The organism is Desulfomarina profundi, from assembly GCF_019703855.1.
Classification (GTDB): domain Bacteria; phylum Desulfobacterota; class Desulfobulbia; order Desulfobulbales; family Desulfocapsaceae; genus Desulfomarina; species Desulfomarina profundi.
The window spans coordinates 623,648-638,098 of sequence record NZ_AP024086.1; the positions used below are offsets into that span (position 1 = coordinate 623,648).

A 14,451-nucleotide genomic window follows, 5' to 3' on the forward strand; every position below is an offset into this window, starting at 1 on the left:
CTTTTGTTCTTCTGGCTGTTCCTCTGTCCTGTCAGTCGTTTAAACGATAGGATTTCCTTATGGATTTGTTCAATTCTCCCTATTTATTTCTTGCTTCGGGTCTGGTGGCTGGTCTGGTCATTGGATTTTTTCTGCGAAAACGGGTTGTTGAGGGAAACGAAAAAAATATTAAGGCCCAAAGTCGGCAGATAATTGAAACAGCTATTGTCGAGGCCGAACAGTTAAAAAAAGAGGCGTTGCTGCAAAGTAAGGAGGCGGCCTACAAGGTCAAGCAGGCACTTGAAGAAGAACTTCAGGCTGACCGTGATGAACTCAAAGACGAGAGAAGGCAGCTGAAACGGAAACGGGACGGTCTCAAAAGAGAGTGGGACAGTTACGACAGAAAACAGCTTGAGCTGTACAAAAATGAAAAACGATTAAAGCAGCTGAAGGATGAATGGCAGGAAAAGCATAAGGAAATCGATAATCTGATTGGGAAGCAGCGATATGAACTGTCCCGTCTTGCAGGTATCAGTCAGGAGGAGGCAAAAAAACTCCTGATGGATTCTCTGGAGAGTGAGGCGAGGATGGATGCAGCCAAAAGGCTTGCCAAAATAGAAAATGAAATGAAAGTTGAGGCGGACCGGAAAGCGAAAAATATTCTGGCCCTTGCTATTTCCAGGTACGCTGGGGATTACGTGGCCGATCGGACCGTTTCGGTTGTTCCTCTGCCAAGCGATGAAATGAAGGGTCGGATAATTGGTCGCGAAGGAAGAAATATCCGGGCCATTGAAGCCGCAACCGGAATAGACATCATCATAGATGATACCCCGGAGGCGGTTATACTTTCAGGTTTTAATCCGGTTCGCCGGGAGGTTGCCCGTCTGGCCCTGCTGCAGCTTATCAATGACGGCAGAATTCACCCAGGCCGAATTGAAGAAGTTGTGGAGAAAGTTACCAGGGAACTTGAGGTGACCATGAGGGAAGCTGGGGAGCAGTCGACCTTTGATGTGGGCGTCCATGGAGTTCATGTGGAGCTGATGAACCTGCTTGGTCGTTTGAAATACAGAACAAGTTATGGGCAGAATGTTCTGCAGCATTCCCTGGAAGTCTCTTTTCTCTGCGGTATTATGGCATCGGAACTGGGTGTCGATGTAAAGATTGCCAAACGCGCCGGTCTTCTTCATGATATCGGTAAGGCTGTGGATCATGAAGTCGAAGGGTCCCATGCCATAATCGGGCGGGATCTGGCAAAGAAATACGGTGAGGCGGAAGAAGTGGTGTACGCTATTGGTGCCCACCATGAAGATCAGCCTCCCCAGAGTGTTATTGATGTACTGGTGCAGTCTGCTGATGCACTGTCGGGAGCCCGGCCGGGGGCCAGAAAAGAGATGCTTGAGAGCTATGTCAAGCGGCTTGAAGATCTGGAAGCCATCGCCAACGGATACGAGGGTGTGGAAAAATCGTATGCCATTCAGGCCGGTCGTGACCTGCGGATCATAGTGGATTCGAACAAGGTGAAGGATGAAGAGGCCACTCTGCTCAGCCTGGATATTGCTAAATCCATTGAGGATAAATTGACCTATCCCGGGCAAATTCGAATTACCGTTATTCGGGAAACACGGGCCGTGGAATATGCCAGGTAGGTAAAAACAACGTATTTGAACAGGTTTGGAAATGGTTTCGATAGAAAAGCAGCTTGAACTGATAGAGCGGGGAACAGTGGATTGTATATCCCGTGAGGAACTCATCAAGAAATTGAAGAAGTCAGAAGAGACAGGTGTGCCGTTGAAGGTGAAAGCCGGTTTTGACCCCACCGCACCCGATCTGCATCTTGGTCACACTGTCCTTTTGCAGAAATTAAAACATTTCCAGGATCTGGGGCATGACATCTATTTTCTGATAGGTGATTTTACCGGAATGATAGGTGATCCCACCGGCAAGTCCGATACGAGAAAAGCGCTGACTGTGGCACAGGTTGCGGAAAATGCAGAGAGTTATAAAAGTCAGGTGTTTAAAATTCTGGATCCGGAAAAAACGCGTGTGGTTTTTAACAGCACCTGGCTCGGAAAGCTTACTTCTTATGATATGATCAAGCTTGCCTCTCAGCTGACAGTGGCCAGAATGCTTGAACGGGATGATTTTAAAAAGAGATTTGACAGCGGGAAACCCATCTCCATTCATGAGTTTCTCTATCCACTTATCCAGGGATATGATTCTGTGGCCATGGAGGCAGACGTTGAGCTGGGAGGGACGGATCAACTTTTTAACCTGCTCATGGGCAGAGACCTTCAGCGTTCCCGGGGACAGGAACCACAGATCGTACTGACCATGCCGCTTCTTGAAGGTCTGGATGGTGTTAATAAGATGTCGAAATCACTCGGTAATTATATTGGCATTACCGAATCAGCCGATAATATTTACGGCAAGGTTCTTTCTGTTTCCGATGATCTGATGTTTCGTTACTATGAACTTCTCAGTGATCTGGACAGCAGAGACATTGAAGAACTTGCAGACAAAGTGAAGGATGGGACACTCCATCCAAAAGAGGTAAAGAAACAGCTGGCCCGTGAATTGACGGCCCGGTTTCATTCATCCGAGACGGCACTTGCTGCAGAAGAAAACTTTGAGAAGGTCTTTAAGAAAGGTGGAGTTCCAGATGAGATAGAAGAATTTATCTGTTCCGTATCTGAACCTGTGTGGCTACCTCAGCTTCTTGTGGATGCAGCGCTTGTCAAATCAACGTCAGAGGGAAGACGGTTGATCAAACAGAATGCGGTCTCCATAGACGGGGAAAAAGTTATGGATGTGAACAGGATGGTGGCTCCGGAAGGAACACCGTTGCTCAAGGTCGGCAAACGACGATTCTGCAAGGTTGTTTTTCGCTGAATTCTTACACTATCTGACAACTTCACACCGCAGGCGTTTTTTCCACAGTGCAGGTTGTCATTGCCTGTTGTGGTAGACGCAATTTTATATTCCCTCCCCTGGATAAATAAAGACAGAACAACCCTCCAGGGGAAGAGAAAGGAGAAGAACTACTGCTGTCAGCATCTCAGTTCAGCAGTTGTTCGCCATTTTTTTCAAGGCATTCACTGCAGATTCCTGAAAATTCAATATGATGTCCCAGGATCTTGTAGTTGCATGTTTTTGCTGCAGCTTCATTAATTTCCTGCTGTACTTCCAGATCGATATCGTCAACTTTACCACAGCTGCTGCACCTGATATGGTAGTGGGGAGTGACAGTTGCGTCGAATCTTTTCTGGGTGCCTCCTACTTCCAGTTTTAAAATGATACCGCTTTCGGCCATTAATTCAAGATTCCTGTAAACAGTCCCAAGGCCGATACGGGGAAGTCTCTTTCGGACCATATCGTATACTTCATTGGCAGTGGGATGTGAGGTAACCTTACCCAGTTCTTCCAAAATAATCTGTCGTTGCGTCGTTAGTCGCATGTTTGGCAAATCTTCCATAATCAAATCAGTACCTTTAAAAGTTTTTGAGAAAATTTATCAATTATTATATAGTATAAAAAATTACATGAAAAATCAACAATAATCATCAGCAGTGTTCACCTGGGGATTAAAATAGCCGAAACGAAGCAACGGGAATCGAGCTTTCAGCTCTTTTAACCAGGTCCTCATGCCCATTGATTGTGAATCATGAGGGAAGTGCAGGGCCTGAAGATACCATTCCGGGTCCATGTTAAGGTTACGCAACTGGATAAAGTCTGGAGAATGGGATTCGATAAATCGGCACAGGGATACAAACTCCACCTTCGAGTCAGTAAAACCGGGCAGGATGAAATAGTTGAGTGAGACAAACCGTCCGGCATCTTTCATGTTATCAATTGATTTTTTTACGTCGGTGAAACAATACCCCTTCGGTCTGTAATAACGGTTATAGTATTTTTCGACAGTAGAGTTCAGGCTGACTCTTATACTGTCCAGGCCTGCATCAGCGAGTTGCGCTACGGCCCCGGGTCTGCTCGAGTTTGAGTTGAGGTTGATTGTGCCTCTGTCGGTTTTGTGCCTGATCAGGGCAATTGCCTGTTGCAGCACATCGGCCTGCAACAGGGGTTCCCCTTCACATCCCTGGCCAAAGCTGACGATGGGATTTTCTGCTGTCTGCAGATGAATTACGGCCATTTCGGCAATTTCTTCAGGGGTGGGGACAAAGGTAATTCTGTCCTGGGTAGCAGGGCAGCATCCTGACGGCTGAAGGGAGATACAACCGAGGCAGCGGGCATTGCATTCCGGAGAAGTGGGGAGAGGCGCTTCCCATCGACCAAGAAAAAAATTGCGCGCCGCAGGGCAGCCATAGGTGAGACAACATTTGCCGAGATGCTGAACCAGCCGGTTATTTCTGTAATGTTTCAATTTCTTTCTGGTCCTTTGCTCGACCGTCTGCTGGCTGAACTGGTCAAAATCCTGTCTCCTGTCCGGATCACTTCTGAAGGCAGTCACCCAGAAACGGCCGTCCTGCCAACCAACCGCGGTATAGGCAAAGAGAGGGAGGGTTGGTCCATTCTTCTCAGTCTGGTAGCTGCTGGTGTAAATGGCAGTATGGGCCGGTGCCATGAATGCGGCTACGGCCCGTATCTGTTCCCCTGGTCTGTCAGGATCTTCGGTGAGGAGAACAGGTTCATGTTCAACCGGGTCCCAGCCAACCGGCAGCCGCCCGGGAAGACCAAAGAGTTCGCTGCCTTCCGGCAGGGGAATATAATCTTCAAGGGCCGGTTTTTCAAAGTGTCCATTACTCATGCCCACTGCTTCCAGTTCAGGGAAGTCCGTGATGTTGCCGGCAGAATCTGCCAGGAGCAGGACCGGGTGGGCAGATGGCTTGAACATCAGGGTCTCAGTACCCTGAATACGGAATCGACAACCCGGTAAATATCTAGATCGTCGCCGAAGATATCCTGGATGGCCGGATTGTTAATTAAGTCTTCAATAATGTATTGCGTGAAATAGAGACTGACCACATTCGGGTCCTGGGCAATGGTGCGGATGGGGGCGATTTTCATCTGCAGTTCAAATTCGTCGATATAGCCAAGGGAATTAAGCTGTTTTTCAAAGGCTTCCCGTATGGCATCCGCAGAAGTCGTCTCGATAATTTTTCTGTCTATGATTCGCTGGGCCAGCTTTGCGGCAAACTCCGGGGCATGATCCTTGGCAAGATGGAACATTTTTCTCCGTTCCTGTTCACGTTTCCGGTCAATTTTTCGAATCGTTTTATCTGTGGTTCTATTGGGACTGATATTTACTTTAGCCATTGAACTCTCCCCGAAAAGGTCTCATCTGCTGAAGAAGAAAATAGAAGACCTGTTAATTACAAAAACTACTGAAAATCAATACCACCATTTTATAATCTGAAAGAATAAATATCACTAGCGGAAAGTGAACCCTGCCTGTACGAATATTTTCTCATGGGGGCCATCCCGGGTGAAAATTTTACCCTTTTCCGGCTTCTTAAAAGAAGAAAACTGAAATAGTCTGTAGCTTTTATAAAAGAATAGTGGTACACCGAAAAAAAAAGTTGAATTTGGTGTTCTTTCCTTTATATATATCCAATTGACTCAAAGATATCTGTTTGTCTGATTGTTTTTAAAGCATACCTTCGGTCTTTTCGTCAGCAGCTGTGATCAGGCTGAACCAAAAAGTAAATTTGTGCCCCTGATTCAGGGGGGATTTTCCGGGCATAAGTAAAGCATGAAAATTAAGAGTGGAAATGCCGTTTATTTCCCTGATCCCCAAATAATTTTCATATCAATAATATAGGTACTTCTGGAGGTTCTGACTATGTTAAAAAGCGTAAAAATTCTGTTGCCGGCCTTAATATGTGTTTCCGTCATGGTTCTTTCGGGTTGTGGCAAAAAAACTGATACGGAAAAAGCTGTAGCAGTGGAAACCAATAATGAGGCCATGGGAGCTGAAGAGTCTCTGGATTCCAAGCCGTTGGGAATCAGTGAAGGTCGCACAACCGAAGGAATGTTGCCGGTCTACTTTAATTTTGATTCATCGGAGATTAAAGCTGACCAGGTACCCCGGATTGAAGTGAATGCTGAATTTATTAAAAAGACTGATATGAATGTCCGCATTGAAGGCAATTGTGACCCGCGTGGCACGAACGAATACAATATGGCACTGGGAGAGCGTCGGGCCCTGAGTGCAAAAAAATATCTTGTTAATCTCGGAGTGGATGAGTCACGGTTGAGCACTGTATCCTACGGTGAAGAGAGGATGCTGCTCCACGGTCATGATGAGTTGTCCTGGTCCCAGAACAGAAGAGATGATTTTGTAGTTGTTCAATAATAATGAGTTATCAGGGGTGCCTGATCGAATTTTCCGAGTCTCCTTCAGGGGGAGGCTCTTTTTATTTATTTTGGAGACAAATATGGTCCTGCGCAAATTAACAATGCTTCTTGCCTTTTTTGCAGTTATCAGTTTTACAGTGCAAAACGGTTTCAGTGCCGATGTAAAGATCGGAGTGATGAATGTCCAGAAAGTAATTATTGGGTGCAGTGCGGGGAAAGCGGCCAAAATTCGTTTTGAAAAGAAAATGAAGGAACTGCAGGCCAAATTCAAGGAAGAGGAAAATTCCCTGCGGGCCCTGCAGGAAGAAATAAAGAAAAAAAGTTCTGCCTGGAGTGAGGAAAAAAAAGCTGAAAAAATCCGTGAGTTCAAAAAGAATGGTCGTGAACTGAAGGCCAAGACAGATGACGCCCGTTTTGAAATGAAGCAGATGCAGGATAAAGAGCTGGAACCAATTCTTAAGGCTCTGGAGAAAGTTGTCAAGAAATTTGGTAAGGAAAACGGGTATACTATAATCCTGGATTCAAAGAACGGTGTTATTTACTTCGCTGACAAGATAGATATAAGTGATGCCATAATCAAAAAGCTGAATGAGGCTATGGCCAAGAAATAAGTCTACCTTGGAAAAAAATGTAACGAGTTTATCGTATTGTCGAACGATGCGCGGGGTGGCTCTCTTGTGCATCGTTTTTTTATTGTCTATTCTGCGGTTCTATTAGATTATTCTGCTTTGGAAGGTGATTTTGCCGCAGTTGGAATTTTCTTGTCTGTTTGCTGCTGAGCCGTCAGTTCCAGCCAATGCGGGTTGAATTTGAGGTGTATATGGATGTGAAGAGTATGACCGGTTTTGGCCGGGGTGAGGGTGAAAGTAATGGTCGTATCTGGGTTGTGGAGATACGTTGTGTCAATCACAGGTTCCTTGACCTGAAGATAAAACTACCAAAAGGCTATGCGACGTTAGAAGAAAAGGTACGGAAGAAGGTTTCCACATTTCATCATCGGGGCGTGTCGATGTGTTTTTCAGCGTCAGTGGTGATTTCTCTGATCTGACCGAGGTCCGGGCGGATAGCAATCTTGCCCGTGAATATAGAAAGAGTCTGCAGATTCTCTCAAGAGAACTTGGCCTTGAAGAGGTTGGCCTCAGTACACTTCTGGCAACGTATCCTGAAATTCTTATCAGGGAACAGAAAAATGAAGACCCGGAGGCAATCTGGCCCGTTGTGGAAAGTGTCCTGGATGAAGCCCTGAACAGCTGTGATCTGATGCGGCACCAGGAAGGAGAAAATCTTGCCGGTGACCTTCTGGGGAGGTTGACTGTTTTTAAAGGAATTCTTGACACTATTGAATCTGTCATTCCCGACCTTCTGCGGACAAGAGAGGAAAACCTGCGGGAGCGGCTGGAAAAGCTTCTTGGCAATGTTCAACTCGATCCGGCACGGCTGGCCCAGGAAGTTGTTGTTATGGCAGATAAAACAGATGTTACTGAGGAAATTGTCCGTCTCCACTGTCATATTCAGCAATTTGAGCTCTTTTTAAAAGAAGGTGGTGGAGTGGGCAGAAAACTTGATTTTCTGATCCAGGAGTTTCTTCGGGAAGTGAATACCCTGGCATCAAAAATAAATGATGCCGCCATTGCTCATCATACAGTGGATTTGAAAAGCGAGCTTGAGAAAATGCGTGAACAGGTCCAGAACATTGAATGATAATTTTGATGGACTCGTAAAAACTCCGATCTACTGCGTTGTGGGGTGATCGTGTAATGTGCTCGACGTACCATATGTACGCCTGCGCTTACACGACACCGCCACGCCTTGTATATCGAAGTTTTTCCAGAGTCCATCTGGGAATGTTGAACGACTTTTTACGAGATCATCAATTTTGAAAACACATGATTTTTTTTAGAAAATGCAGTTATTGAATATTGGTTTTGGCAACACGGTGATGGTGAACCGAATTATAGCGGTAATCAACACGGGCTCCTCACCCGCCCGGAAACTCAAGGATGTTGCCAAAAAAGCAGGTAAGTTAATCGATGTAACAGAAGGACGACGGACCCGGTCCATTCTTGTGATGGATTCAAACCATGTGGTTCTCTCCTCTGTTCAGCCAGATACGATAAATCAGAGGATGCAGGCTCTTGAACCCCAATATCACCTGGGTGAGTATTTCGCAAAAGAGAGGGAATTAACAGGAGATAACTCATGAAAAAGGGGAGGTTGTTTGTGATTTCAGCTCCTTCCGGGGCCGGCAAGACAACAATTCTAAAACGGGTGATAACACGCATCCCTCGCCTTGTGTTTTCCATTTCACACACTACGCGCAGGCCCAGACCGGGGGAAGTGGATGGCAGAGATTATTATTTTACGGACCGGACCCGGTTTCTTGAAATGGTGGAGCAGAATCGTTTCCTTGAATATGCGGAGGTGCATGCCAATCATTACGGAACCAGTCGGGAAGGTGTTGATGAACAGTTGGGAAAGGGTATGGATGTGATTCTGGATATTGATGTTCAGGGGGCGGCAATACTGAGAAAATCCGGATCAGTGGACGGTGCCCATGTGTTTATTGCTCCGCCCGGGCTTGCTGAACTCGAAAGAAGATTGCGCTCACGGGGAACGGAAAGTGAGGAGCAGCTCCTGGTGAGACTGGCCAATGCAGAAAAAGAGATGCGGGCCGCAGGTGAGTATGACTACCTGATTGTCAATAATCAACTGGATGAAGCCGTCGATCTGCTCTGTTCCATTATTGTAGCCGAGCGGGCACGTTTTTTTCGCCTCCCATCGGGGGAAGCGGTAAAAGGAATTTTGGAGTAATGGTTGAAATGCCCGGACGAAAGAAAAAAAATGGCCAGGAAAAAAGAATCCGTTTCAGTGATGATCTGCTCTGGGGTGTTCATCCGGTCTTTGAGGCCCTGCAGGAGAAAAAGGGATATTTTTCTGAGATTATCATCCAGAAAGACAGGCAGGGGGCCAGGATCGAAGAAATTATTGCCATGGCCCGGTCCCGTCAAATCAAGCTCACCTTTGTATCTTCGATTCGTCTTACCGGCGATGGTGCCTCCCGGGTTCGTCACCAGGGGATTATCGCCCGCACAAGTGAAACAGAGCTTCTTTCTCTTGAGGAGTTTCTTCAAAAGCATCCATCAAAACGTGAAGATGGTACCAATACCAGGTTGATGATATGCGATTCCCTGCAGGACCCCCATAATCTCGGGGCCATTATCCGTTCGGCCCTTGCCTCGGGAGCAGGAGGAGTGATCATTACAAGGGAGCGTTCCGTTTCCCCTGGTGGGACAGTTGCGAAAAGTTCAGCAGGAGCTCTCTCCCATATCGATATCTGCCAGGTCACTAATCTTGTTTCTGCGCTTAAGGTACTGAAGAAGGCAGGGTATTGGGTGTTTGGAGCCGTAAAGGACGATGATGCCTCTTCCCTCTATGACACTGATCTTGCAGTTCCCGCCTGTTTCATAGTGGGCAGCGAAGGACGGGGGATCCGTTCCCTTGTCCGGAAAGAATGTGATATGCTGCTCTCCATACCCATGGAGGGACGGCTGGATTCTCTGAACAGTTCTGTGGCCGCTGCTGTTATCCTTTTTGAAGCAATGAGACAGAACGTAAGTGCTCATGGGTAATAAAGTAGATGAAAACAAATAGTTGCAAATCCTGTGACTTGTTACGACAGAACAGGACGAAGTGAACGAATTCCGGTACTACTGGAGGTTGTAGTTTTTCATCTTCTCCCATAGGTTCTTCCTGCTTATTCCAAGAAGTTTTGCCGTTTTGGTGCGATTTCCACCACTCTTTTTCAACGCCCGCAAAAGACAGTTCTTTTCGGCAACAGCTATGTTTTTTGCAAGATTATAGCCCACATCTTCCGATTCTCCCTGGAGCCCGGCGATGTCCGTGGGCAGATCGGCGGGGGTGATTTCCGGGCCCTGACACAATACGGATGCCCGTTCCATCAGGTTTCTCAACTCCCGGGCATTGCCGGGAAAATCATAGTTTTTCAGGCATTCGATGGCCTCCCTTGTGATTGTAACTGATCTTCCGTGCATGGAGTTGAATTCTTTTAAAAAGACATTGCAGAGGAGTTCGATGTCTTCCTTGTGTTCCCTCAGGGGAGGCATTTTTAATGGAATGACCTGTAGCCTGTAAAGAAGATCCTGCCGGAATCTGCCAGCTTCCACTTCTTTTTGCAGATCTTTGGAGGTGCAGGCAAGAATACGGACATCAACACTGATGTTTTTGCTGCCGCCAACCCGTTCAAACCGGCTTTCCTGAAGGACTCTGAGAAGTTTGGCCTGGAGAGGGCCGGGCAGGTCTCCAAGTTCGTCCAGAAGCAGGGTCCCCTTGTTGGCCAGCTCAAATTTTCCTTTACGTTTTTGGTCGGCTCCGGTAAATGCACCCCTTTCATGACCGAAAAGCTCGGATTCCATGAGGCCGTCTGGAATGGCGGCGCAGTTAATGGAGACAAAGGGCTGGTTGCGGCGGTTGCTGGCCATATGGATGGCCCTGGCTGCCAGCTCCTTGCCGGTCCCGGATTCTCCGGTGACAAGAATTGTTGCCTTGGTGGGTGCAGCCTGCCTGATGAGTTCATACACCTGCTGCATGGCAGGAGAATCCCCGAAAAGCCTGGTACCGGATTCCCGCTGTTTGCAGCTTTCCTCCAGTGCCTCACATTTAGTTTTGACAGCCTGTGCATCGAGCAGTCGGTTAACCCGGATGATAAGATCATCCATGTCAAAGGGTTTGAGGATATAATCAGCGGCACCTTTTCTCAGGCAGTCAATGGCGTTGTCAACTGAGCCGTAGGCGGTCATCATGATGATATCCGTTTCCGGACTGTTCGTGTGGACATGCCCGAGAAGGGAGAGGCCATCCAGTCCCGGCATACGGATATCCGAGATAATCAGGTTATAATGATGACGTTCACTGAGGCTGAGGGCCTTGAGGCCGTCATCAACCTCATCAACCTGCCAGTTGCACTGCTTTAATCTGTCGGAAACAGAGATCCTCATGATTTCGTCATCTTCCGCTAATAGAATCTTCGGCATTGTCTACTCTGGTTTTTTCGGGGTTATGGGTAAGGTTATGATAAAGACCGTACCTTCATTCTCTCTACTTTTCACGGTAATTTCCCCTTCCATTCGCTGTACAAGTGAAAATGTTACGGCCAGTCCGAGTCCTGTCCCTTCGCCCACATCCTTGGTCGTGAAAAAGGGATCAAAAATATGGGGCAGGTCATTTTCAGGAATTCCCATCCCCGAATCACGGAAGAGAAAGATAAGATTGTCATTTTCCCTCTTACACTCGATAAGCAGCCAGCCACCATCCGGCATGGCCTGAATAGCGTTGAGACCTATGTTGATAATGATCTGCTTGAGTGCTTCCGCATCAAGCATATAAGTGGTCGTGACAAGAACGCGTATGTCGAAGTCGATATTTTTATGTTTAAAGGACAACAATTCAGTACATTGCATGATTAAGGTCTGCAGGTCCACCTCCCGCAGGGTGAGGGGCTCGGTTCGGCCGAAGTTGAGGAGCTGGCGCATGGTCTGTTCGATTTGCCTGAGTCCCTTGTCAATCAACGGCAGGTAGCGTTGAATCATTTCCTTGTCATCCTGATTCTCACGTATTGATTTCACACAGTTTAACATGCCGCCCAATGGATTGTTGACCTCATGGGCGATTCCGGCTGTAAGGATACCGAGGGAGGCCATTTTTTCGTTGAGATGGGCTTGGTTTCTGGCCTGAATTAATTCATTCTGTGATTTTTTCAACCGGTTGCAGAAATGGACAAAATTATCATTGACACTGTCCAGTTCATCCCTGAAGACCGAAGGGAGCAGGTGCTGTTCAGGGAGATCATCGGGAAAGGCGTCCATTGCCTGGGATAACCGGTTGATTCTATGAACAATGAGAGATTCAAACATGAGAAAAAGGGCAATGGTGACTAGAAAAATCGAAACCACTCCTATGAAAATAAGGGAGTGGGTATTGCGTCTGATAAGGTCGTCAGCCCAGTTGATGGGAATGGTAATGGAGAGTCCACCCCTGATGTCCCCATAGCTGTAACCGTGACTTGCATGGCAGTGGAGACAGGATTCCGTGACCCGGAGGGGGGCAATAAAACGGACGACCCTTCCCATATCATTGTTTTCCACAGCAATTACTTCATCTACTCCTTTCTGGAACGAAATGAGTGAGTTCCTTTCAAATTCATCGGGCTCATTACCTGGGTTGATCGGGTTCAGGCTCGTTACACCAAAATATCCAAGACCATCCCGTTTTGCATAGATTGAAAGTTCCCTTGTTATCATGGCCGGATTTCGCATATAATAGGTGTGTCCGGCACTGTCCCGCACCATGGGGAGATCAAGGTACGGATTCGGTTTTACACCCCTTCTTTTCAAAATAAACAGACCATTATGATCAGAAGCCCACTGTCTGGTCAGCAGTATCTGTTTATAGAGCATGCGCGCCTGCTGTTCAGCCTGGCGGAGAATCATCGATTCATCAAAGACCGAAGTGCGATAAAGCATGAACAGGTAGGATGCCGAGATGATAGCCCCGATAAAAATAATAAATTTTGTTCGTAATGAAATATGGGCTGCTGATTTCCAGTGCATGATATTCTTCCGGGTCAGTTGCGAGTTAGTGTTCGTCTCAAAATGGCTTTTTACCCGATTTCTGGGTCGCTACGAAGAAAAAAATGCTCACATATGTCTAATATGCTGCCACTTTTAATTTCTTCATGCTCCTCGGAGCTTACGCTTACCTGAACTCGAACGAAAGATCTTGTTTCCGGACGGACACTAGTGAAATCTCAATGCAGCATGAGATGGACTCTCGTGAGTTCTTTCGATTCTACATGATAATTTTTCGGGAGAAAACGAAAATCCTTCTTTCAGGCATTACCAATTGGTGCCGTTGCCGGGATGAAATGTTACCGGGAGGTATCATTTCCTGGGGAAGTCGGCAATAAGTCCCTAACAATACATAAAAAGAGAAATTGGAATGCTCCTTGCTAACCCTTACTGAATAACAGTGTGAAATACGGGTGAAACAAGGGAAAACCATAACTTGAAAAAGAGGTGACATTATGGAGCGAAGTCTAATGAGAGTTATGCACGGAGTTGTGTCAGCTGTCGTAACCTACCTGTTGGTTGGATGGGGAACAGCGTTTGCCGGGGATCGTCCTGTTGCGGAGGAATGCATGCGATGTCACGATGTCAGGACGTATGAGTATGAACTGAGCTATTCTGTTCATGCAAAGGATAAGGACGGTAAAAAGATAAGCTGTGATCAGTGCCATACTCCTCATTTTAATCCAGTGACAAGTTATTATGCACGGGATGAGTATTACGACAAGAAAATTTTCAAACCTGAAGATTTTGACAGAAGAGCAATGCAGAAAAACGTGCAGCAATCAGTTCCGGCAAAAAAATGCCAGGTCTGTCATGAAGATCTGTCAAAGGATGCCCGGGGAAAGAAGATTTCCGAGATCGGCAGGCTCAGTCATGATGCATTTCTTGGGAAAAATGGTTCCACCAGGAAAAACTGTGCAGGCTGTCACCGGAATGTTGCTCACCTTCCGGAATTTGACAGGGATCTTCTCATCAATGCTGAATTTGCAAAAAATCTTGCCGATCATCCAATGGTTAAAGCACTCAAGGAGGGGAACTGATGAAGCTGATCAAAACAGTATTACGGATTTCTGGCAACATGATGCTCTGGCTGTCTGCCGTCAGCCTTGTTTTCTGCGTGGTTTCCCTTGCCCAGGGTAGAACCATAAAACATCTGGTGGCAACGGATAATGCCGCTGATTGTTATGAATGCCATAAATACGTCACTCCCAGGGTGGCACAGAACTGGCTGGAGAGTAAACACGGAGTTCAGCTGATGAAATGTTTTGTCTGTCATGGTCAGCCTGACGGCAAAGGATCTGTACCTTTCAGGGTGGTTCCCGATCCGGGGGCGGTTTGCGTCAAATGTCATGATCCGGCCATGAAACGGATGGCTGAAAAATTCGGCACAAAGAAGAGTTGTTATGAGTGCCATCCGTTCCATCAGAATTCCCTGCACCATGATGCCTATCAGAAATCTGCAAGTAAAACGCAATAATATTGATATCTTTGATCAATGACGGGTGAATATTAATAT

14 protein-coding genes and 1 pseudogene are annotated in these 14,451 nt (G+C 46.7%); 10 read left to right on the forward strand and 5 right to left on the reverse strand.

What is annotated here, in order from left to right; genetic code table 11:
- Positions 1-59: 59 nt before the first annotated feature.
- Both rny and tyrS read left to right on the forward strand, forming a co-directional pair.
- Positions 60-1,625 carry a ribonuclease Y gene (rny, locus tag LO777_RS02845; protein ID WP_228856053.1) on the forward strand — a complete coding sequence of 522 codons (1,566 nt, stop codon included), beginning with the start codon at positions 60-62 and terminating at the stop codon, positions 1,623-1,625.
- Between the two features lie 31 nt (positions 1,626-1,656).
- Complete coding sequence (gene tyrS / locus LO777_RS02850) at positions 1,657-2,868, forward strand: tyrosine--tRNA ligase (protein ID WP_228856054.1); 1,212 nt, start codon at positions 1,657-1,659, stop codon at positions 2,866-2,868.
- A 166-nt stretch (positions 2,869-3,034) separates the two neighbouring features.
- Here tyrS and LO777_RS02855 read toward each other — a convergent pair whose 3' ends face one another.
- The 3 genes from LO777_RS02855 to LO777_RS02865 form a co-directional block, all read right to left on the reverse strand.
- On the reverse strand, positions 3,035-3,451 hold the full coding sequence (locus tag LO777_RS02855; protein WP_228856055.1) for a Fur family transcriptional regulator: 417 nt from the start codon (positions 3,449-3,451) through the stop codon (positions 3,035-3,037).
- A 75-nt stretch (positions 3,452-3,526) separates the two neighbouring features.
- Entirely contained in the window at positions 3,527-4,828 is a 1,302-nt protein-coding gene (locus LO777_RS02860; RefSeq protein WP_228856056.1) for a radical SAM protein, read from the reverse strand.
- Complete coding sequence (locus tag LO777_RS02865) at positions 4,828-5,250, reverse strand: hypothetical protein (RefSeq protein ID WP_228856057.1); 423 nt, start codon at positions 5,248-5,250, stop codon at positions 4,828-4,830. The genes LO777_RS02860 and LO777_RS02865 overlap by 1 nt, the downstream gene beginning before the upstream one ends.
- Before the next feature lie 526 nt (positions 5,251-5,776).
- On the opposite strand from LO777_RS02865, the gene LO777_RS02870 reads away from it, so the two are divergent.
- The 6 genes and pseudogenes from LO777_RS02870 to rlmB all read left to right on the forward strand — a co-directional run bounded on the left by LO777_RS02870 (position 5,777) and on the right by rlmB (position 9,920).
- Entirely contained in the window at positions 5,777-6,289 is a 513-nt protein-coding gene (locus tag LO777_RS02870; RefSeq protein ID WP_228856058.1) for an OmpA family protein, read from the forward strand.
- Positions 6,290-6,371: 82 nt separating this feature from the next.
- Positions 6,372-6,902, forward strand: coding sequence for an OmpH family outer membrane protein (locus LO777_RS02875; RefSeq protein ID WP_228856059.1), 531 nt, complete (start codon positions 6,372-6,374; stop codon positions 6,900-6,902).
- Positions 6,903-7,126: 224 nt separating this feature from the next.
- Positions 7,127-7,992, forward strand: a pseudogene (locus LO777_RS02880) (YicC/YloC family endoribonuclease).
- A 202-nt stretch (positions 7,993-8,194) separates the two neighbouring features.
- Positions 8,195-8,494: a DUF370 domain-containing protein gene (locus LO777_RS02885; protein WP_228856060.1), complete on the forward strand. Its 300-nt coding sequence runs from the start codon at positions 8,195-8,197 to the stop codon at positions 8,492-8,494.
- On the forward strand, positions 8,491-9,102 hold the full coding sequence (gene gmk / locus LO777_RS02890) for a guanylate kinase (protein WP_228856061.1): 612 nt from the start codon (positions 8,491-8,493) through the stop codon (positions 9,100-9,102). The genes LO777_RS02885 and gmk overlap by 4 nt, the downstream gene beginning before the upstream one ends.
- Positions 9,102-9,920 (forward strand): 23S rRNA (guanosine(2251)-2'-O)-methyltransferase RlmB, encoded by an 819-nt coding sequence (rlmB, locus tag LO777_RS02895; protein ID WP_228856062.1) that lies wholly within the window; start codon positions 9,102-9,104, stop codon positions 9,918-9,920. The genes gmk and rlmB overlap by 1 nt, the downstream gene beginning before the upstream one ends.
- Positions 9,921-9,998: 78 nt before the next feature.
- On the opposite strand, the gene LO777_RS02900 is transcribed toward rlmB, so the two are convergent.
- Both LO777_RS02900 and LO777_RS02905 read right to left on the reverse strand, forming a co-directional pair.
- Positions 9,999-11,342 (reverse strand): sigma-54-dependent transcriptional regulator, encoded by a 1,344-nt coding sequence (locus tag LO777_RS02900; protein WP_228856063.1) that lies wholly within the window; start codon positions 11,340-11,342, stop codon positions 9,999-10,001.
- Positions 11,343-11,345: 3 nt separating this feature from the next.
- Entirely contained in the window at positions 11,346-12,917 is a 1,572-nt protein-coding gene (locus LO777_RS02905; protein ID WP_228856064.1) for an ATP-binding protein, read from the reverse strand.
- Positions 12,918-13,390: 473 nt separating this feature from the next.
- On the opposite strand from LO777_RS02905, the gene LO777_RS02910 reads away from it, so the two are divergent.
- Positions 13,391-13,975, forward strand: a complete 585-nt coding sequence (locus LO777_RS02910) for a NapC/NirT family cytochrome c (protein ID WP_228856065.1) — start codon at positions 13,391-13,393, stop codon at positions 13,973-13,975.
- Complete coding sequence (locus tag LO777_RS02915; RefSeq protein WP_228856066.1) at positions 13,975-14,412, forward strand: hypothetical protein; 438 nt, start codon at positions 13,975-13,977, stop codon at positions 14,410-14,412. Before LO777_RS02910 ends, LO777_RS02915 begins: the two co-directional genes overlap by 1 nt.
- The last annotated feature ends 39 nt before the right edge of the window (positions 14,413-14,451 follow it).

What these genes read in the sequence shown, in the direction of transcription:
- rny (WP_228856053.1), top strand. Translation starts at nt 60, where the DNA reads ATGGATTTGTTCAATTCTCCCTATTTATTTCTTGCTTCGGGTCTGGTG.
- tyrS (WP_228856054.1), top strand. Translation starts at nt 1,657, where the DNA reads ATGGTTTCGATAGAAAAGCAGCTTGAACTGATAGAGCGGGGAACAGTG.
- LO777_RS02855 (WP_228856055.1), bottom strand. Translation starts at nt 3,451, where the DNA reads ATGGAAGATTTGCCAAACATGCGACTAACGACGCAACGACAGATTATT.
- LO777_RS02860 (WP_228856056.1), bottom strand. Translation starts at nt 4,828, where the DNA reads ATGTTCAAGCCATCTGCCCACCCGGTCCTGCTCCTGGCAGATTCTGCC.
- LO777_RS02865 (WP_228856057.1), bottom strand. Translation starts at nt 5,250, where the DNA reads ATGGCTAAAGTAAATATCAGTCCCAATAGAACCACAGATAAAACGATT.
- LO777_RS02870 (WP_228856058.1), top strand. Translation starts at nt 5,777, where the DNA reads ATGTTAAAAAGCGTAAAAATTCTGTTGCCGGCCTTAATATGTGTTTCC.
- LO777_RS02875 (WP_228856059.1), top strand. Translation starts at nt 6,372, where the DNA reads ATGGTCCTGCGCAAATTAACAATGCTTCTTGCCTTTTTTGCAGTTATC.
- LO777_RS02885 (WP_228856060.1), top strand. Translation starts at nt 8,195, where the DNA reads ATGCAGTTATTGAATATTGGTTTTGGCAACACGGTGATGGTGAACCGA.
- gmk (WP_228856061.1), top strand. Translation starts at nt 8,491, where the DNA reads ATGAAAAAGGGGAGGTTGTTTGTGATTTCAGCTCCTTCCGGGGCCGGC.
- rlmB (WP_228856062.1), top strand. Translation starts at nt 9,102, where the DNA reads ATGGTTGAAATGCCCGGACGAAAGAAAAAAAATGGCCAGGAAAAAAGA.
- LO777_RS02900 (WP_228856063.1), bottom strand. Translation starts at nt 11,342, where the DNA reads ATGCCGAAGATTCTATTAGCGGAAGATGACGAAATCATGAGGATCTCT.
- LO777_RS02905 (WP_228856064.1), bottom strand. Translation starts at nt 12,917, where the DNA reads ATGCACTGGAAATCAGCAGCCCATATTTCATTACGAACAAAATTTATT.
- LO777_RS02910 (WP_228856065.1), top strand. Translation starts at nt 13,391, where the DNA reads ATGGAGCGAAGTCTAATGAGAGTTATGCACGGAGTTGTGTCAGCTGTC.
- LO777_RS02915 (WP_228856066.1), top strand. Translation starts at nt 13,975, where the DNA reads ATGAAGCTGATCAAAACAGTATTACGGATTTCTGGCAACATGATGCTC.